General features: G+C 68.8%; 17 protein-coding genes. 12 read left to right on the top strand and 5 right to left on the bottom strand.

All coding sequences use genetic code 11. The features are described from left to right. Nucleotides 1-51 precede the first annotated feature (51 nt). From AB0P21_RS14015 to AB0P21_RS14035, 5 genes are read left to right on the top strand one after another with little or no spacing between them, the layout of a single operon-like run. Entirely contained in the window at nt 52-1,683 is a 1,632-nt protein-coding gene (locus tag AB0P21_RS14015) for a SagB family peptide dehydrogenase (RefSeq protein ID WP_363696622.1), read from the top strand. Further along, entirely contained in the window at nt 1,680-4,484 is a 2,805-nt protein-coding gene (locus tag AB0P21_RS14020) for a lantibiotic dehydratase (protein ID WP_363696624.1), read from the top strand. Before AB0P21_RS14015 ends, AB0P21_RS14020 begins: the two co-directional genes overlap by 4 nt. Continuing rightward, entirely contained in the window at nt 4,474-5,493 is a 1,020-nt protein-coding gene (locus AB0P21_RS14025) for a thiopeptide-type bacteriocin biosynthesis protein (protein ID WP_363696625.1), read from the top strand. The genes AB0P21_RS14020 and AB0P21_RS14025 overlap by 11 nt, the downstream gene beginning before the upstream one ends. Continuing rightward, nucleotides 5,490-6,740, top strand: a complete 1,251-nt coding sequence (locus tag AB0P21_RS14030; protein WP_363696628.1) for a M50 family metallopeptidase — start codon at nt 5,490-5,492, stop codon at nt 6,738-6,740. Before AB0P21_RS14025 ends, AB0P21_RS14030 begins: the two co-directional genes overlap by 4 nt. After that, on the top strand, nt 6,740-7,021 hold the full coding sequence (locus AB0P21_RS14035; protein ID WP_363696630.1) for a hypothetical protein: 282 nt from the start codon (nt 6,740-6,742) through the stop codon (nt 7,019-7,021). Before AB0P21_RS14030 ends, AB0P21_RS14035 begins: the two co-directional genes overlap by 1 nt. Nucleotides 7,022-7,043: 22 nt before the next feature. Here the strand turns inward: AB0P21_RS14035 and AB0P21_RS14040 are convergent, their stop codons facing one another. Continuing rightward, the gene (locus AB0P21_RS14040) at nt 7,044-8,225 is read right to left on the bottom strand and encodes a glycine C-acetyltransferase (protein ID WP_363696632.1); all 1,182 of its coding nucleotides are present in this window, start codon (nt 8,223-8,225) and stop codon (nt 7,044-7,046) included. Continuing rightward, entirely contained in the window at nt 8,225-9,268 is a 1,044-nt protein-coding gene (tdh, locus tag AB0P21_RS14045) for an L-threonine 3-dehydrogenase (protein ID WP_363696633.1), read from the bottom strand. The genes AB0P21_RS14040 and tdh overlap by 1 nt, the downstream gene beginning before the upstream one ends. Nucleotides 9,269-9,374: 106 nt before the next feature. Here tdh and AB0P21_RS14050 point away from each other — a divergent pair, with 106 nt between their 5' ends. The 6 genes from AB0P21_RS14050 (at nt 9,375) to AB0P21_RS14075 (ending at nt 15,992) form a co-directional block, all read left to right on the top strand. Beyond that, nucleotides 9,375-10,007 carry a class E sortase gene (locus AB0P21_RS14050; protein WP_363696634.1) on the top strand — a complete coding sequence of 211 codons (633 nt, stop codon included), beginning with the start codon at nt 9,375-9,377 and terminating at the stop codon, nt 10,005-10,007. A gap of 27 nt (nt 10,008-10,034) precedes the next feature. After that, nucleotides 10,035-10,583: an orotate phosphoribosyltransferase gene (gene pyrE / locus AB0P21_RS14055; RefSeq protein ID WP_363696636.1), complete on the top strand. Its 549-nt coding sequence runs from the start codon at nt 10,035-10,037 to the stop codon at nt 10,581-10,583. Next, nucleotides 10,580-11,269: a hypothetical protein gene (locus AB0P21_RS14060; RefSeq protein ID WP_363696638.1), complete on the top strand. Its 690-nt coding sequence runs from the start codon at nt 10,580-10,582 to the stop codon at nt 11,267-11,269. Before pyrE ends, AB0P21_RS14060 begins: the two co-directional genes overlap by 4 nt. Nucleotides 11,270-11,372: 103 nt before the next feature. Then, nucleotides 11,373-12,200, top strand: coding sequence for a LemA family protein (locus AB0P21_RS14065; RefSeq protein WP_363696640.1), 828 nt, complete (start codon nt 11,373-11,375; stop codon nt 12,198-12,200). Nucleotides 12,201-12,476: 276 nt separating this feature from the next. After that, a complete protein-coding gene (locus AB0P21_RS14070) occupies nt 12,477-15,461 on the top strand; it encodes a BTAD domain-containing putative transcriptional regulator (protein WP_363696641.1) in 2,985 nt (994 codons plus the stop codon). 216 nt (nt 15,462-15,677) lie between these two features. Further along, on the top strand, nt 15,678-15,992 hold the full coding sequence (locus AB0P21_RS14075) for a hypothetical protein (protein WP_363696644.1): 315 nt from the start codon (nt 15,678-15,680) through the stop codon (nt 15,990-15,992). Nucleotides 15,993-15,997: 5 nt separating this feature from the next. On the opposite strand, the gene AB0P21_RS14080 is transcribed toward AB0P21_RS14075, so the two are convergent. After that, nucleotides 15,998-16,696: a DedA family protein gene (locus AB0P21_RS14080; protein WP_363696646.1), complete on the bottom strand. Its 699-nt coding sequence runs from the start codon at nt 16,694-16,696 to the stop codon at nt 15,998-16,000. 24 nt (nt 16,697-16,720) lie between these two features. On the opposite strand from AB0P21_RS14080, the gene AB0P21_RS14085 reads away from it, so the two are divergent. Further along, nucleotides 16,721-17,401: an RNA methyltransferase gene (locus AB0P21_RS14085; RefSeq protein ID WP_363696647.1), complete on the top strand. Its 681-nt coding sequence runs from the start codon at nt 16,721-16,723 to the stop codon at nt 17,399-17,401. Between the two features lie 3 nt (nt 17,402-17,404). Here the strand turns inward: AB0P21_RS14085 and AB0P21_RS14090 are convergent, their stop codons facing one another. Continuing rightward, complete coding sequence (locus AB0P21_RS14090; protein ID WP_363696648.1) at nt 17,405-18,253, bottom strand: hypothetical protein; 849 nt, start codon at nt 18,251-18,253, stop codon at nt 17,405-17,407. A 23-nt stretch (nt 18,254-18,276) separates the two neighbouring features. After that, the gene (locus AB0P21_RS14095) at nt 18,277-18,774 is read right to left on the bottom strand and encodes a SigE family RNA polymerase sigma factor (RefSeq protein WP_363696649.1); all 498 of its coding nucleotides are present in this window, start codon (nt 18,772-18,774) and stop codon (nt 18,277-18,279) included. Nucleotides 18,775-18,810 lie beyond the last annotated feature (36 nt).

Genomic DNA, 18,810 nt, shown 5'->3' on the forward strand with positions numbered 1-18,810 from the left:
CCGACCCAGCCCAGTCCCAGTCCCGCCGTCTTCCGTAGGAGTTGAGCGCAGGTGACCAGCCAGATCGATGCCACTGCCGGGCCGAGCCGCGCGGAAGTCGCGATGGACTACGCGCGCCGGATGTTCGAGCGGCAGCGGGTACCCCTGCCGCCGCTCGGCTTCCAGGTGGACTGGAGCGACCAGCCGTCGCGGCACAAGCTGTACCTCGACGCGCCCAAGCTCCCGCTGCCGGTGCCCTTCGCGAACCTGCCCTCGATCGGCGTGGAGGCCGCTGCGGCTCGTGCTGCCGGTCCGGTGGACGCGGAGCTGCCGTCCCTCGACGTACTGGCGTCTGTGCTCGGCTGTTACGGACTGATCGACCGCCGCACCCAGCTGAACTGGAACGAGGACAGCACCGCCAAGCTGCGCCCGGCCGCTCCTGTCTGGGCACGGCCGACTGCGTCCGGCGGAGGCATGTATCCAGCCGAGAGTTACCTGGTGGCCGGCAGCCAAGCGCCGCTGCGCACCGGCGTCTACCACTACGACACGGCTCACCACAGTCTCGACCGGCTGTCCTCGGCGAACCGCTGCGAGGAGCTGGCCGCCGCGACCGGGGTCGAGGCCGGGCTGTATCTCGTGTCCACGTTGAAGTTCTGGAAGAACGCGTTCAAGTACAACTCGTTCAGCTATCACGTGGTGACCCAGGACGTGGGTGCGCTGCTGGCCTCCTGGCGGCTCGTGTTCGCGGCCGCCGGCCACACGGTCGAGCCGGTGCTGTGGTTCGACGAAGCACCGGTCAGTACTGCGCTCGCGGTGGACGGCCGCACCGAAGCTCCCTTTGTAGTCGTCCCGCTCGGGCCCACCCGTCCTGCAGCCACCCAGGCTGAGCCAGGCACACCGTCGCCGCTGCGGGTCTGGGAGAAGTCCGAGCGGGTCCGCGACTTCGAGTTGGTCGAGCGCGTCCACGCGGCCGCCCTCGTCGGCAACCAGGCGAGGACGCCGCGGACAACCTCGGTGACGCTGGCGCCGCTCGACCGGTCCGGTGGCGACGTGCACCTACCCGCACTGGACGAGTCGGCCAAGGACCTCTCAACCAGCTTGCGCACCAGGCGATCCAGCTTCGGCCTGTTCTCCGCCCGGCCGCAGCTCGCCGCCGCCGACCTCGGCTCAGTACTGGCTACCACTGCCCAGATGACTCGTGCTGGAACGGATGTCGAGCCCATCCCTCGGCAGGACCCGTGGACTCGCCTGTGGGTGCTGCCTAACGCCGTCGAAGGCCTGGAGAAGCGCGCGTACTCCTACGACCCGGCTACACACCAGTTGATCCGTGCAGGTGAGTTCGACTACGGCGAGGTCCAGCGGCACTACGCGCTGACCAACTACAACATCAGCGAGGTAGCCGCCGTACTGGTCATCACTGGACGGCTGCAGGCGCTGGTGGAGGCGTACGGCGCCCGCGGCTATCGCATGTTGAGTGTCGAGGTCGGCCAGCTCGCCCAGACCAGCTACCTCGCCGCAACCTCTCGGGGACTGGGCATCGGAGCAGTACTCGGTATCGACAACCTCGCCGTTGACGAGTTCCTCGGCATCGAGCAGACCGACGAGCGCAGCATGCTCTTCCTGCTGCTCGGCCACGAACGCGTTGGCCGCGCCGGCTACGACCACGGCCTGCATCACCGTCCGGCTCAAGGAGACCCACGATGACCGACGTCCTCTCGAACCCCTACAGCCCGGACACCGGTACTGCGTCCGGCTGGCGGCTCGGCTCCGGCTTCCTGCTCCGCGTCGCCGGTCAGCCCGCCGAAGCAGTCGCCGTACTGCGTACTCCGGCCGCCATCTCCTGGACCGAGCAGGTGCTCGCGGCCGAGGCCGTCCGGGATGCGGTGGCCAACCAGGTCCGCGAGGCGCTGGAAGCCGACTTGGCGGCTCGTGACCCGGAGGACCCCGAGCGGGTGGCGCTGATCAACCTCCGCCGGGATGCCTTCAACGGACGCCGCCCCCGGCCCGCCACAGTGTCCAAGGCCGAGCCGCTGCTGCCGGAGCAGACCCAGGTCCTCACACGTCAGTGGGTCGCGACGATCGACCGGGTTCGCGACCTGTTGGACCAGGGCGTCGCAGTACTGGGTGATGACCTTGCCGCGGCTCGTGCCCGGGCTCGGGAGCTCCTGGCCGACGACAAGCTCCGCAGCGCCGTCCTGCTCCAGTCGGAGGTGCTGGAGAAGAACATGGACCGGTACCTCGACCCGACGCGGAAGGTCGACAAGCACGGCCGCCAGGTCGAGCGGACCCTGCTGGAGCTGCTCTACCGGGCCGCGTTGAAGACGAGCCCGTTCAGCACGCTCACGTCGGTCGGCCTCGGACGCTTCAGCGACACCGCGACCCGGCCGCGACCGGAGCCGACGTCACTGGAGCAGCGCTCGACGGTCCGCCTGAACATCGCCGTCCTGGCGCGGCTGTCCGCCGTCGTACTGGCCGACTCCACCCTGCGGTCCGGCCTCCGGGTCGCGCTTGCGCCGGGAGCCAGCTCGGACGGCGAGACCATGCGGTACGTCCGCCGCCGGACCGCCTCCGGCAGCGATCCCGACGCAGTGGTTGCCATTGACAACGTTCATGAGGACCTGTTCTTCCTGCCCGGCGGACCGGCGCTCGACGACGTGGTGACGCTGACCCGCGAGGACCGGCCGACGGTGACCGAGCTGAGCCGGCAGATCGCCGCCAAGGCCGAGGGCCGGTCGCCGGAGGAGTCCGACCAGCTGATCGGGCACCTGCTCCGGCTGGGCTTCCTGCTCGCTCCTGATCTGCAGATCGACCTACGGTCCAGCGATCCCACCAAGGTCCTGATCGTCGCGCTGCTGGCGCAGGACCACCCGACGCTGCAGCAGTTGGCGGCTTCGCTGCAGGCTGCGGTAGATCTGATCGACGCCTACCCCGGTACGCCGGCCCGCGGCCGCGCGGCGGTGCTCCGCGACGTGCGCGATCACGTCCGGGCCTGCTTCGAGCTGCTCGGCGCGTCCGACCAACTTGTACCGCGAACGGTGATCTACGAGGACACCACGATCACCGGCGACGGGATGGACGTGGACCGCGGGCTGTGGGAGCGCACGCTGCTGCCGGATCTGGCCGACCTGGCGGATCTGCTGCCGGCCTTCGATCTGAATGTGTCCAGACGGCTTACGGCCAAGGGATTCTTCAAGGCTCGCTACGGGATCGGCGGTGACTGCGCGGACGTCGTGCGGTTCTGCCACGAGTTCCAGCGGGACTTCTTCGATCCCTACACCCGCCGGTCGATGCGGCGTCGGCAGTTCGACGACGACAACGCGTTCGTGCCGCAGGAGAACTGGTTCAAGCTGCAGGACATCGTCGCGGTCGACAAGGCGCGCGAGGCGGCGTCGCTGCATCTGCGTGACCTGCGGACGGCCGATCCCAGCGAGGTGGAGGAGATCCGGCTCGGGCCGGACTTCGTCGACGCAGTACGGCGTGAGCTGCCGCCGGGTGAGCAACTCGCCCAGCCTTGGTCGTTCTTCGTCCAGCTGGCATCCGGCGACCAGGAGCCGGGTCGGTTGATTCTCAACCAGGCCTATGCCGGGCTGACGCTGATGTTCTCCCGGTTCGCGCACAGCCTCGACACCGAGGGCACCCGGGCGCGCGACCTGATCAGCGAGGTACTGCGCGACTACTCGCCGGACGGCGCCGTACTGGCCGAGCTGCGGGGCGGCTACGAGACGACCAACCTGAACGTGCACCCGGCAGTTACGCAGTACGAGATCGTTTGTCCCGGCGATGCCAGCACCCGGCCGAAGGACGAGCAGATCGCGCTGGAGGACCTCTTCCTGGTGCACGATGCCGTGGCCGACCGGGTCCGGCTGATGTCGACCCGGCTCGGCCGCGAGGTGGTGCCGGTCTACCTGGGCTTCCTGATGCCCATGGCGCTGCCGGAGATCCAGCAGATCCTGCTCTGCTTCTCACCCAGCGGGATGGCCCAGATCGACCTGTGGGCCGGGACCGGCGACCCGATCCCGGTCGACGGTATCCAGTCGTACCCGCGGCTGGTGCTCGGCGACCTGGTGCTGCAGCGGCGGATGTGGAAGCTGAACACCTCGGTCTTCCCGTTCCGCGATCCGCGGCACTCCGACGCCGAGCACCTGCTCAAGGTGCGGCGCTGGCGGCTCGATCACGGGTTGCCCTCCCGGTTGTTCGCCCAGATCGACAACGCGGCGGCCAAGTCCGCGGTCGACGACGGCGCGGCGCCCGATACGCCGGACGCCCCGGAGACGCCTGGCGCCGAACGCAAGGCCGGGCGCAAGCCGCTGCCGGTCGACTTCGACAGCTGGATGTCCCTGCAACTGCTGGAACAACTGGCCCTGGGCGCGTCGGCCCGGATCGTGCTGACCGAGGCGAACCCGGACACCGACGAACTCTGGCTGACCGACGAACACGGCCGGCCGCACGTCTGCGAACTGTTGCTGGAGCTTTACGACACCGGGAGGGACTCCGATGACGAATGACTGGGTGGCCTTGCACGTCTTCTACGCCAGTGACGCGAACCCGATCCTGGTCGAGGCGGTCCGGCCGCTGGTCGCGGAGCTGCGCCGCGACGAGCTGATCGAGCACTGGTTCTTCATCAAGTACTGGATGGAGGGACCGCACCTGCGGGTCCGGTTCAAGCCGGCCCGGCCCGAGCTGCTCGAGGAGGTGGAGAAGCGCGCCACCGCCGCGATCGAGGCGTTCCTGGCCCGGCGGCCGGCCCTCTACGACACCGACATCGACGGCCTGGCGGACATCTACAAGAAGATGTACGTCGCCGAGTACGGCGAGGAGCGGTTCGTCGAGGAGTACGGCGTCGACGGCGTGATGCCGTTCCGGCCGAACAACACCGTCGCCTCGCTGCCCTACGAGCAGGAGTTCGACCGGTACGGCGGACCCGTCGGCATGGCGCTCGGCGAATGGCACTTCGAGGCGTCCAGCGACCTGGTCGCGAAGCTGCTCGCCACCTCGAACACGCACGTCCGGCCGGTACTGCTCGGCCTGGCGACCCAGCTGTCGCTGCTGACGGCGTACTCGTTCCTGGAGACCGACGAGGCGGTCCGGCGGTTCTTCCAGCGGTACCGGGGGTTCTGGGAGACGTCGTACCAGGAGCCGTCGGACGACTATCACGAGTCGTTCGACAAGAGCTACGAGCTGACCCGGGCATCGCTGACCGAGCGGGTCGACCGGATCCGGACCATCAGCGCGGGTGACTCCGATCAGCAGTTGTCGGGGATCGAGCGGGCCTGGCTGACGCACTGCCGGGAACTTCGCGCTCGGGTGGATGCCGATGCCGAGCAACTGCTGTTCCCGAGTCGCACGGGTGGCACCGAGCGGGAGCCGATCGCCGACCCCGAAGCGCGCGCTGCCGTGTTGCTGAGCTCCTACATCCACATGACCAACAACCGGCTCGGCGTGGCCATCCTGGACGAGATCTACCTGTCCTACTTGATCGAGAGGGCCCTGGAACCTGCGGCGGCTCCGGTATGACCACCGTCAGCGATCCCGCTGCGGCGGGCTGGTTGGCAGAGGCGAGGCCTGCGCTGCGGGACGCCGTCCGGATCGGGCCCGGGTTGCAGAAGGGCACGGCGGTCGTCCATGTGATTGGTGACCGGGACACGCACGCGTTCCTGCGGGTGGGTCCGCGGGAGGCGTTCCTGATGTCGCAGCTCGACGGGCAGCGGACCTTGGCGGACATCGGTGTCCAGTACGCGGGGCAGTTCGGCAAGCGGTTGGGTGAGGCGCATTGGCAGCAGCTGTTGGGGTTGCTGCACTCACATGCGCTGATCGACCCGGCCGCGCCCGAGCAGCTGGACGCAGTACGGGAGAAGACTGAGGTTGCCCGGCGTGCTGCGGGTAAGTCGCCGTTGCTGTGGCGTCGGCCGCTGCCGGGGGCTGCTGAGCTCGTCGTACCGCTGGCCCGGCGGATTGGGTGGCTGCTGCACCCGCTGGCCGCAGTACCGCTGGCATTGCTTGGTACTGCGATCGCTGTGTTCGTGCTGCTCGATTGGGGCACGCTCTGGTCGGCAGTGTCGGATTCGCCGTCTCGCTGGACTGCTGCCCTGGTTGGCTTCATCGTGGGCTGGCTGGTGATCGCGGGGCACGAGTTCTTCCACGGCATCGCCTGTGTCCGGTACGGCGGGCGGCCGACCGAGATCGGGGTGATGTGGCGGTTCCCGATGATCGCGCCGTACTGCAAGGTCGACGACGTCGTCACCTTCCCGCGGCCGGGGCAACGCGTCGTCACGTCGTTCGCGGGGATCTACGTCAACCTGATCGCGCTGATCCCGTTCGCGGCCCTCTGGTTGTGGGGACCGCAGTCGGGTTGGTGGCACGGGCTGGCGGCCGCGCTGCTGCTGTTCGGCGTCACCGCCGCAGTGGCGAACCTGGTGCCGGTGCTGAAGCTGGACGGCTATCACATGCTCGAACACGCTACCTCGACGTCGAACCTGCAGGGGGAGTCGTTCCGCTTCGCCGGAGCCTTCCTGCGACGGGGGCCGGCAGGAGTCGCCGGGTATCCGCGTCGGGCCAAGGTGATCTACACCGGGTACGCCGTACTGGCTACTGCGATCCTCGGGCCGGCCATCGTGTTCCTGGTCCGCAGCTGGTACTTCAGCCTGGCCCACTGGTGGAACCCGGGCATTGCGGTCGCAGTACTGGCTGTCGAGGCCGTGGCCGTCTGCGGATTGCTGCGCTGGGCCGTAGTGTGGAAACGGAGAGCGACGGAGGCCGCCTGATGGACCTACTGCAGACACTGATCGGTGTCTTCTTCGTGATCGCTCTGAGCTGCGGCGGCTGGATCGTCTGGGGCATCACCCAGAGCCGCCAGCGCAAGCACGAGCTGGAGATGGCGCGGGAGCGCGAGCTGACCAAGCGGGAGCAACTGCGGATCGAGTCGCAGGAGCGGATCCAGGATCGCGCCGACCGGATCTACCTGGACGCCGTCCGCAAGCACACCGGCGTCGACGACCTCGACGGTCCGCCCCCGATCGAGGGCGGACAACCGCCGAGGTCCTAGGCCGCGAGGTCCAGGTCGATGCCTAGGCCAGCGCGGCGCGGGCCTCGATGAAGGCAGCGACCACGCGCTCGATGTCCTCGGTGGAGTGCGCCGAGGAGAGCTGGGTGCGGATCCGCGCCTTGCCGTGCGGGACGACCGGGTACGAGAAGGCGATCACGTAGACGCCCAGCTCGAGCAGCTTCTCGGCCAGCCGGCCGGCCTCGGCGGCGTCGCCGATCATCACCGGCGAGATCGGGTGGTCGCCGGGGAGGATGTCGAAGCCCGCTTCGGTCATCTTGGTGCGGAACAGCTTCGTGTTCGCGGTCAGCTGGTCGCGCAGCTCGGTCGAGTCGGCGATCAACTGCAGCGCCTTCAGCGACGCGGCGGTGACGGACGGGGCCAGCGAGTTGGAGAACAGGTACGGCCGGGAGCGCTGACGAAGCAGCTCGACGATCTCGCGCCGGGCCGAGACGTAACCGCCCGATGCGCCGCCGAGCGCCTTGCCCAGCGTGCCGGTCAGGATGTCGATCCGGTCCTGGACGCCGAACAGCGACGGCGTACCGGCGCCGTCCGGGCCGACGAAGCCGACCGCGTGCGAGTCGTCGACCATCACCAGCGCGTCGTAGCGCTCGGCCAGGTCGCAGATCTCGTCCAGCGGGGCGACGTACCCGTCCATCGAGAACACGCCGTCGGTGGCGATCAGCCGGTACCGCGCGCCGGCGGCGTCCTTCAGCTGGGCCTCCAGGTCGGCCATGTCGCGGTTCTTGTACCGGTACCGCTTGGCCTTGGACAGCCGGATGCCGTCGATGATGCTGGCGTGGTTCAGCTCGTCGGAGATGACCGCGTCCTCGGCGCTGAGCAGAGTCTCGAACAGCCCGCCGTTGGCGTCGAAGCAGGAGCTGTAGAGGATCGTGTCCTGCTGGCCGAGGAAGTTGCTCAGGGCATCTTCCAGGTCCTTATGGATCTGCTGGGTGCCGCAGATGAAGCGCACCGAGGCCATCCCGAAACCCCACCGGTCCAGGGCGTCCCGGGCGGCCGCGATCACCTCGGGGTGATCGGCCAGACCGAGGTAGTTGTTGGCGCAGAAGTTCAGCACCTCGTTGCCAGCGGCAACTGAGATGGAGGCGTTCTGGGGGGAGCTGATCACCCGCTCGGATTTGTACAGCCCGGCGTCGCGGATCTCGCCGATCGTCGTGGTCAGGTCGTCGCGCATCCGGCCGAACATCAGTGCTTCTCCTCCAGGTTGGTCCAGTCCAGGATCACTTTGCCGCAGTCGCCGTTGCGGGCGACGTCGAAGGCCTGCTCGAAGTCGGTGCAGTCGAACCGGTGGGTGATCACCGGGGCCAGGTCGAGGCCGCGCTCCAGCATCACCGACATCGAGTACCAGGTCTCGAACATCTCCCGGCCGTAGATGCCCTTGATGGTCAGCATGTTCAGCACCACCGTGCCCCAGTCGATCGCGATCTCGTCGGCGGGCAGGCCGAGCATCGCGATCTTGCCGCCGTGGTTCATGTTCGCCAGCATGTCGCGCAGCGCGGCCGGCTGACCGGACATCTCCATCCCGACGTCGAAGCCCTCGCGCATGCCGAGATCGCGCTGGGCGTCGGCGATGCTCTGCTCGCGGACGTTCACCGCGTGCGTGACGCCGATCTTGCGGGCCAGGTCGAGCCGGTAGTCGGACAGGTCGGTGATCACCACGTTGCGCGCGCCGGCGTGCAGCGCGACGGCCGCGGCCATGATGCCGATCGGGCCGGCGCCGGTGATCAGCACGTCCTCGCCGACGACGGGAAACGACAGCGCGGTGTGCACGGCGTTGCCGAACGGGTCGAAGATCGCGGCCACGTCCAGGTCGACCGGGTCACGGTGCACCCAGACGTTGGTCGCGGGCAGCTTCACGTACTCCGCGAACGCGCCGGCCACGTGTACGCCGAGGCCACGCGTCTTGATGCAGAGGTGACGGCGGCCGGCCCGGCAGTTGCGGCACCGGCCGCAGACCAGGTGCCCCTCGCCGCTGACCAGGTCGCCGACCGCGATGTCGCGGACGCCGGCGCCGATCTCGACCACCGTGCCGCAGAACTCGTGCCCGGTCACCATCGGCACCGGCACGTTCTTCTGCGCCCAGGGGTCCCAGGACTGGATGTGCAGATCGGTCCCGCACAGACCGGTGCGCAGTACCTTGATCAGTACCTCGTCGGCCTCGATCTGCGGCTCAGGGACATCCTGCAACCACAGTCCGGGCTTGCTCTCGGCCTTCACCAGCGCCTTCACGGCTACCTCCTCGACGGATGCTCAGCACATCGTCGTCCCGGGCAACCATCGGCGTCCATCGACACGAGGTACATAGCCTTTGCAGTTGATCTGCATACTTGTCCGCATGGGTCGGCGAGTTGTACGAGGTCTGGGAGTCGTCCTGCTGGTGGCGGGGCTCGGGTTGCTCGGCTGGGTGGGCTGGCAGTACTTCGGCACCGGGATCACCTCGAACCACGCGATGGACGACCTCAAGCGCGACCTGCACGACGACTGGCAGCCCTCCACTGGCAAACCTGCTGCCAAGGCAGCGGCCGGGAAACCGATCGTGCTGCTGCGGATCCCCAAGTTCGGCAAGGACTGGGAGAAGCCGGTGGTCGAGGGGGTCGACAAGGACGACCTGACCCGGGGGATCGGGCACTATCCGCAGACCCAACTGCCCGGGGAGCCGGGCAATTTCGCCGTCGCCGGGCACCGGGTCACGCACGGTTCGCCGTTCCGGAAGCTGCTGGAGCTCAGTAAGGGCGACCAGGTGATCGTGGAGACCGCGACCGCGATCTACACCTACGAGCTGGACGGCTCGCCTCGCGACCTGACCGTGAAACCGGCCGACAACTGGGTCCTCGAGCCGGTCCCGGGCAAGCCTGCCGTGACGCCAACCAGCTCGATCATCACGCTGACCACCTGCCAGGACCTGTTCCACTCGCCGGACCGCTCGGTCGCGTTCGGCCACCTGGTGAAGGCCGACAAGAAGCCCTGACCGGCGCGTCACCTAGGCTGAGGCCTCATGAGCTTTGATCGCGCTGCGCTGCTGGACCAGGTCAAGACCAAGGCCGTCGTACACGGGAAGGTGACGCTGGCCTCGGGCAAGGAAGCCGACTACTACGTCGACCTGCGCCGGATCACGCTGGACGCCGAGGCGGCGCCGCTGATCGGGCCCGCGCTGCTGGAGCTGACCGCGGATCTCGAGTACGACGCCGTCGGCGGCCTGACGCTCGGGGCCGACCCGGTGGCGCTGTCGATGCTGTACGCCGCGGCCGCGCAAGGCCGGAAGCTGGACGCGTTCGTCGTCCGCAAGGCGGGCAAGGCGCACGGGCTGCAGCGCCAGATCGAGGGTCCGGACGTGAAGGGCCGCCGGGTGCTCGCGGTCGAGGACACGTCGACCACCGGCGGATCGGTGCTCCAGGCCGTCGAGGCGCTGCGGGCTGCCGGTGCCGAGGTAGTTGCTGTCGCGGTGATCGTGGACCGGGCGACCGGTGCGCAGGAGAAGGTCGAGGCCGAGGGGCTGGAATACCGCTCGGTCTACGGCCTGGAGGAGCTCGGCCTCGGCTCATGAACGTCGCTCTGATCATCGTCGTCGTTGTCGTAGCCGGCTTCGCGCTGTTCTACGTCGGCTACATCAAGGCGAAGAAGCGCCGTGAGGCGTTCGCCGCCTTCGCCGCCCAGCAGGGCTTCAGTTACCAGCCGGTGAACGCTGCCCTGACGGGCCAATGGGCCGGTACGCCGTTCCAGACCGGCGATCACCGGCGCGCGCTCAACGTGCTCACCGGCGCCTTCCAGGGCCGGCAGATCGTTGCCTTCGACTACAGCTACCAGACCCACACGACCAACGGGAAAGGTCAGCGGCAGACCCAGACCCACAAGTTCGGCGTCGTCGTGATGCAGCTGCCCGGCGTACTGCCGCGGCTCGAGGTCACCCACGAGGGCATCTTCGGCGGCGCGGTGGCGAACGCCCTGGGCTTCGCCGACATCCGGTTCGAGAGCGAGCAGTTCAACCGGGCGTTCCGGGTGAAGGCCGACGACGAGCGCTTCGGGCACGCCGTGATCCACCCGCAGATGATGGAGCTGCTGCTCGCCCGCGGTGAGATCGGCTGGCGGATCGAGGGCAACTCGCTGATCGGCTGGGACCGCGGACCGCACGAGCCGGTCGAGGTGATGAACCGCCTCCAGCTGCTTCAGCTCGTCGCCGACAACGTCCCGCCGTACGTCTGGCGCGACTACGCCGGGATCGACCCCAGGTGACGCAGCGCTGATTCCCGGCGGGATCCGTGTCGTGCGTGAGTGCGTCTGACCCGGGCGGCGTTAGAGTCGCATCGAGCCGTACCCAACACTCGGGAGCAGGGAAATGACCCTCGTCATCGTCATCATCGTCGCGATCGTCGTGATCTTGGCCATCGCGCTGATGGTCTCGTACAACCGGTTCGTGAAGCAGCGGAACCTGATCCAGGAGTCCTGGCGGCAGATCGACGTCGAGCTGCACCGCCGCTACGACCTGATCCCGAACCTGGTCGAGACCGTCCGGGCGTTCGCCGCGCACGAGCGGCACGTCTTCGAGGAGGTCGCCCGGCTGCGCACCCAGGCGGTCAACGTGCAGGGCGCCTCGCCGGAGCAGCGGGCCGCCGCCGAGGGCGAGCTGTCCGGCGCGCTGCGGCAGATGATGATCTCGGTCGAGGCCTACCCGCAGATCCAGTCGAACCAGAACTTCCTCAACCTGCAGCGCGAGCTGACCGACACCGAGGACCGGATCGCGGCCGGCCGGCGCTTCTACAACGCCAACGTCGGCGACTACAACACCCGGGTCGAGTCGTTCCCGTCGAACGTGATCGCGGGCCGGTTCAAGTTCGAGAAGGCCGGCTACTTCGAGGTCAAGGACGAGCAGGTCCGCGCGGTCCCGCAGGTCTCGTTCGGCACCATCGGCTCGGTCGAGGGCGAGCAGGCGCAGCCGCAGATGCAGCCGGGCAGCCACTCGTCGGGCCAGATCCAGCCGCAGATGCCGGGTCAGCAGCAGGGCGGGTACCAGCAGGATGGTTACCAGCAGGTTCCGCAGCAGCCGCAGTACCAGCCTCAGCAGCAGCAGTTCCCGCCGGCCGGCGGCCAGCCCCCAGTCGGCGGACCGCCTGCGGGAGCCCCCTCGCCGCAGGACGGTCAGCCGCCCTTCACCGGCGGTCAGTAACACCAGCCAGTGGTCGATAGGGCACTGAGCGTCCCCCCGGCCAGTGCCCCCACGGCCAGCGCTCAATGCCCTAAAGTTCGGAAAAATTCAGGCCCGGTGGTGACGACGGTCAGTTCGTCACCCCCGGGCCTGCCCTCCCCCCGGTACCTCCGGTAACTATGGCGGGCTGAGATACATCGCGCGTACATCGCGACGTACATCGCAGTCGCCGAACCTTCCCGGCGGGGCGGGCGGGATGACACCATGGGACTGGCCAACAGTTGAGAGGGCGAGCAAGTGGACAGTCTGAGGTACGAGATCCTCGGACCTCTGCGTCTCGCACGCGTCCAGGGTCAGCCGCTGCGCGCCAGCAAGCCGCGCCAGCTGCTCGCGACGCTGCTCCTGCACCCGAACCGGTTCGTCTCCACCGACCTGATCGCCGACGCCCTCTGGGAGGGCAGTCCGCCGCGCTCGGCGACGGCCAACATCCGCACCTACGTCCGGTCCCTGCGCGGTGTCCTGCAGGAGGCCGGCCTGGTCGCGCCGATCGACACCTCCGCGGCCGGCTACAGCATCGGGGTCGGCGTCGACGAGCTCGACTCCAGCCTGTTCGAGTCGCTGCTCGCCGAGGGCGGTCACCTGCGCGACGCGGGGGACAAGCGCGAGGCCATGCAGGTCCTGTCCCGCGCCTACTCACTGTGGCGCGGTCACCCGCTCGAGGACCTGACCATCCCGTCCGCCTGGGAGGGCTCGATCGCCCGGCTCGACGCGCAGTACCGGGGGCTGGTCGACACTCTGCTCGACCTGCGACTTGAGTACGGCGACGCCAGCGGTGCCGCAGTACTGCTGAGTGGGCGCCTCACCGAAGACCCGTACGACGAGCAGCTGTGGCGGCGACTCGTGGATGCACTGCTGGCCGCCGGGCGGACCGGCGAGGCCAGAGCGGCGTACCAGAAGGCTGTGCAGACCCTGGCCGAGGAGCTGGACGTCAAGCCCGGCCCGGAGCTGCAGGCAGCCGGCGCCCGCGCCGAGAACGGCCGATCAGCCAACTGGCCGGACCCGGGCATCCCAGCAGCAGCCCGTACTCCGAAGCAGGCGGAGCCTGAGCTGGCTGCCGGGCCGATGGCGTCCCCCGTGCTTCTCGAGCCACATCGGCCGCCGAGTCAGTTGCCGCTCGACCTGGCCGACTTCAGTGGCCGTGAGCGACACCTGGAAGAGCTGCGTGACCTGGTCTGCGGCCGCGACCCGGTTCGCCCGCCGATCGCGGTGATCTCGGGTGCTCCCGGTACCGGCAAGACTTCGCTCGCAGTACGGCTTGGTCATCTGGTGCGCGAGTCGTTCCCCGACGGGCAGATCTACCTGGACATGCGTGGCGCGACTGATCCGCGCGATCCCGCCGCTGCCCTGACCGATCTGCTGCTGAGTCTCAACATGTCGGATTCCGCAGTACCGGCTGACCCTGATCGACGGTCGGCCGCGCTGCGCTCGGAGCTGGCCAGCCGGCGGGTGCTGATCATCCTCGACGATGTCGCCTCCGCACGCCAGATCGCGCCGCTGATGCCGGGCACCGGGGCATCGGCCGTCGTCATCACCAGCCGCAACCGCCTGATGGACCTGGCCGGCGCGGACAGTACGCCGCTCGACACCTTCGACGACGGCGAGGCGGCCGAGTTGCTGCGCCGGGTGGCCGGCGCGGGCCGGGTCGAGACGAACTCCGTCGCAGCCAACGAGATCCTCGCCGCCTGCGGGAACCTGCCGCTGGCGATCCGGATCGTCGCCAGCCGGCTGGCGCAGCGGCCCGACCTCAGCCCGACCGAGCTGGCCCGCAGGCTGCGCGACGAGACCCACCGGCTGGACGAGCTGAGCATCGGCGAGCTGGCCGTCCGGACCAGCGCCGATCTGAGCTACGACGCGTTGAGTGCCGAGGAGGCGCGGCTCTACCGGTTGATCGGGCACTTCGCCGTCGGCGAGTTCTCCGCCCGCATCCTGGAGACGATCGCGACGCCGGCCTCGGTCCGCCGCAGCATGGACCGGCTGATCGAGGTCAACCTGGTGCAGATCAGCACGGTCGACGCGAACGGCACCGCGCGGTACCGGGTGCACGACCTGCTCCGGTTGCACGCCATCGCGGTCGGCGACGCGGAGCAGAAGGCGGAGGCGATCAGGGATCTGCGCACGGTCTTCGATTCCCTGCTGCAGAAGGTGCGCCGGGCCACCGCGGCACTGCCGTTCGGGTACTTCGGGGTCGTCGAGCACACCGGCCCGCTGCTCACCCCGGACCCGCAGCCGTTCACCTCGTCCGACGCGATCGCGTGGTTCGACGCCGAGCGCTCCACCTTCGCCCCGGCGATCCGGGCCGCCGCGCAGAACGGGCTGCACGACTACGCCTGGCGGATCGCGGCCGCCTGGGGCCCGTACCTCGACATGCGCGCGTACTTCGACGACTGGAACGAGTCGCACCAGCCCGGCCTGATCAGCGCGATCGCGTGCGAGGACCAGCGCGGCCAGGCGATCATGCACCGCAACCTGGCCCAGCTCGCGCTCTACAAGGACGACTGGGACGTGGCCTGGGAGCACCTGAACACCGCGTTCGCGATCTTCGACCACATCGGGCACCAGCAGGGCGTCGGCATCGTCTCCGTCGGGCTGGGCACCTGGCTGCGCGAACGCGGCCGGCCGGACGAGGCCCTGGCGCACTACGAGCGTGCGGTCGAGGCGCTGGTCGAGGTCGGCGACAAGAACGGCGAGGTGGTGGCCCGGAGCGCGGCCGCCTCGATCTGGCTGACCCGCGACGACACGGTCACCGCCGGGCGCTATCTGGCCGAGGCCTTCCTGCTCGGAGTCCGGCTCGGCGACTCGCACCGGGAGGCGAAGGTCCGGCGCCGGATCGCCACCCTCCGGTTGCAGCAGGGCCGCAACGACCAGGCGGTTCGCCAGTTGCAGGCGTCGCTGGCGATCTTCACCACGCTGGGCGACGACCACTGCGCGGCGTACGGGCGGGCTGATCTCGGGCGCGCGCTGATCGCGGTCGGCGAGGACGCGGCGGCCCGGCGGATGCTGCTGGACGCGATCGAGATCGGTCACCGGCTGGGCGATCGCAGCGTCGAGGGGCAGGCGGCGTACGACCTGGGGCAGCTCTACGCGAGCACCGGGAACGTGGACTTCGCCCGCCGCTACCTGGATCGCGCGGCGCGGGTGCGGCAGCTGGTTGCCAACGACGACAAGGTCGCCGAGGCCCGATCGGCGCTGGCCGCGCTGACCGCCGATCTCGCGGTGGGCTGATTTCCCCTTGTACGCAACGCTTTCGTAGCGCTGTGTAGTTGATCCCCGCAATGTACGGCGGCTGTATGCGGCCGAGCGAAGCTGGTGGCACCACGGCAGGGGCCGGAGGATGGGGGAGCACGGCCAATGGGGGAGATTGTTGTGGAGCGCCGGAGCGTTTCGTGGGGTGCAAATCCACGGGACACCGAAGCTGCTCTGAGCTGGCAGTTGGAACGGGTGGGGTCAACGGCCTGGCAGGACTGGACGTTGAAGTTCCAGCGGATGGCCTTCGGGTTCGCTCAGGACAGTGGCTGGCACGATCCGGCTGACGCGTTGCAATGGCTCGATCACCACGCCCTGCTCCGTGAGGGGGCGGCGCCACGGGGGGCGCTGGTCTGGTACCAGGCGGCAGACCTGATCCGGGTGGCTTGTTCACTCGGTTCGGGCCAGGTGGTCGGGCCGTTGCCGTGCGGCCAGGTCGGTACGACGGACCTGGCCGGGCTCAGCACCGACTACGTCTGGTCAGAGCCGCATTTCCCCTTCGGGCACTGACCGTCTCAGTGCTTGCGGCGGTGGCTGGTGGTTTCCTCGATCTGGGCCTCGACGCCCTCGACGACCTTGCCGTGACCGCGGCGGCGGGCCAGGAAGTACTCGACCGCCATCGGGATCAGCGAGACCAGCACCAGCAGGATCAGCGCCGACTCGAGGTGCTCGTGGATGAACTTGACCCGGCCGAGCGCGTGGCCCAGCAAGGTGATGCCGGTGGCCCACAGGACCGCGCCGACCCCGGTCCAGACGAAGAACTTCTTCGGGTCCATCTTGCCGGCCCCGGCGACGACGGTGATGAAGGTCCGCACGATCGGCACGAACCGGGCCATCACCAGCGCGCGCGGTCCGTAGCGCTCGAAGAACTCGTGCGTCTGCTCGATGTACTTCGGCTTCAGGAACCGCGCGTTCGGGTTCTTGAACAACGTCGTCCCGAGCACCCGGCCGATGTAGTAGCCGGACACGTTGCCGAGGAACGCGGCGATGGTGAGCAGTAGGCAGGCCAGCCAGAGCGGCACGTCGATGGTGCCGTGCGCGATGAACAGGCCGACCGCGAACAGCAGCGAGTCACCGGGCAGGATCGGGAACAGCAGTCCGCACTCGATGAAGACGACCAGCAGCGTGCCCCACAGGGCCCAGTCACCCAGCCAGGTCAGCAGGTATTCCGGGTCCATCCAGTTGGGCATCAGCATCGCCATCTGTAAGAGCACGCGGACAGGGTAGCGTCCCGACCCATGCAGGAACCCAATCGTGACGGTCAGCTCACCCCGGCCGCGGACCTGGTCGGAGCCGATCTGGTCGGCCCGGCGGAGGTCGGCGTCGGCCCGTGGCAGGGCGAGCTGCCCACCGGTTCGCAGTACGACCCGGAGCTGCTCGCTGCCGGTGACCGCCGCAACGTGGTGGACAAGTACCGGTACTGGCGGCTGGAGGCGATCGTCGCCGACCTGGACACCCAGCGGAACCCGTTCCACATCGCGATCGAGAACTGGCAGCACGACCTGAACATCGGATCGGTCGTCCGGACTGCGAACGCCTTCCTGGCCCGCGAGGTGCACATCGTCGGCAACCGGAAGTGGAACCGCCGCGGCGCGATGGTGACCGATCGCTACCAGCACGTCCGCCACCACCCGCAACTCGCGGACCTCGCGGCGTACGCCGAAGAGCACTCGTTGGCGGTCATCGGTATCGACAACCTGCCGGGTTCGGTGCCGCTGGAGACCTACGAACTCCCGGCCGACTGCCTGCTGCTCTTCGGGCAGGAGGGCCCGGGGCTGACCGACGAGGCGCACAAGATCTGTACCGACGTGCTGTCGATCGCCCAGTTCGGCTCGACCCGGTCGATCAACGCCAGCGCGGCGGCGGCCATCGCGATGCACGCCTGGATCCGCCGCCACACCTTCGCCCAGCAGCCCTAGGGCCTAGCGGGCCGGCGTCGGAGTGACCCGAATCTGCTCGGGCGGACCGGAAGGCTGAGTGATCAGCCGGGGGACGAACAGACCCTCGGCGCCGTCGACGAAGGCCTGGTCCAGCTTCAGCTGCCAGTGCGGATTGGTGGCGATGGCCTTCAGTTGCGCGAGGCTGACCGGCGGCCGCGTCGGTGAGGTGTTGGGGTTGTCATGCTGGTAGTTCACCGCGAGCAGATTGAGGTTGAGGCCGTCCGGGCGGGCCAGATTGACCTCGAGATGGCGGTACCCGCCCGGTTTGTTGTCCATGCGATCGGTCAGGTCGATCAACCGGAGCTTGGAGCCGTCCGGGAGGGTGGTGAGGCTGCATTCGGTCCCGGAGCACAACAGCGGATAGCCCGTGGTGACGACCTCCACCCTGACGATGCCCGTGCTGCCGCCGGAGGTGTAGTCGACCAGCGCGTTCACCCCGGTCGGCTTGTTGCTGGCATCAGGCCCCGTGGTGGTGCCGTCGTAGCCACCGCGGTAGTTGGTGGCGGGCTCACGGGGGAGCGTCTCCAGCATGATCTTGAGCGCTGCCTGCGGGGTGATGGCCGTGGTCTTCCTGACCACCTTGTTCTGCACGCTGTTCTCCGCGGCGGGTGCGACCCCTCGGCCGGGGGCGTCGCCGACGGATCCGGCGTACGCGAAGGCGCCGCCCAGGACGGCGATCGTCGCGGCGCCGGCGAGGATCCGGGTCAGCCGCCGGCGGCGTACCAGCTTGTTGCCGTGGGCAACACCGCCGGCCAGCAGCGGGCCGAGGTCGACCGGGAGCTCGTCGACGCCGGCGTGCAGGTGGTCGCGGAGTTCGGTTTCGAAGGTCATCAGGGGTCCTTCCGGTTCCGGGCTCATCGCCCGCTCAGTTCACTGATGTCGGTGCCGAGCTGGGCGCGCAGCTTGAGCAGCGCGCGCTGGCTGCGGGTCCGGACCGTGCCGGAGCTGACGCCGAGGATGGTGGCGGTGTCCTCGACGCTGTGGTCCTCCCAATAGCGCAGTACGACGATCGCCCGGTCGCGCGCCGACAACTCGGCCAGCGCCATGAACAGGGTCAGCCGCAACGCGGTGTCCTCGCCGTACCGGCCACTGTCCGGTACTTCGGACGTCGGGCGCTCCAGCCGGGTTTTGCGCTGGGAGGTGACGTAGGTGCGGACCATCACGGTCCGGCTGTAGGCGACCGGGTTGTCGGCCCGGCTGACCTTGGACCAGGCGGCGTAGAGCTTGCCGAGGGTGGTCTGGGTCAGGTCCTCGGCCGCGTGCCGGTCACCGGCCAGCAGGTACGCCATCCGGAACAGTTGCGCGCCGCGGGCGGCGGCGAATTCGCTGAACTCCTCGAGATCGGCACTCACGATCACCCTTTCGTCGCCGAACAGCTGTCGAAGAGG

The sequence above is a fragment of the Kribbella sp. NPDC056861 genome (genome assembly GCF_040687575.1).
In the GTDB taxonomy this organism is placed as follows: domain Bacteria; phylum Actinomycetota; class Actinomycetes; order Propionibacteriales; family Kribbellaceae; genus Kribbella.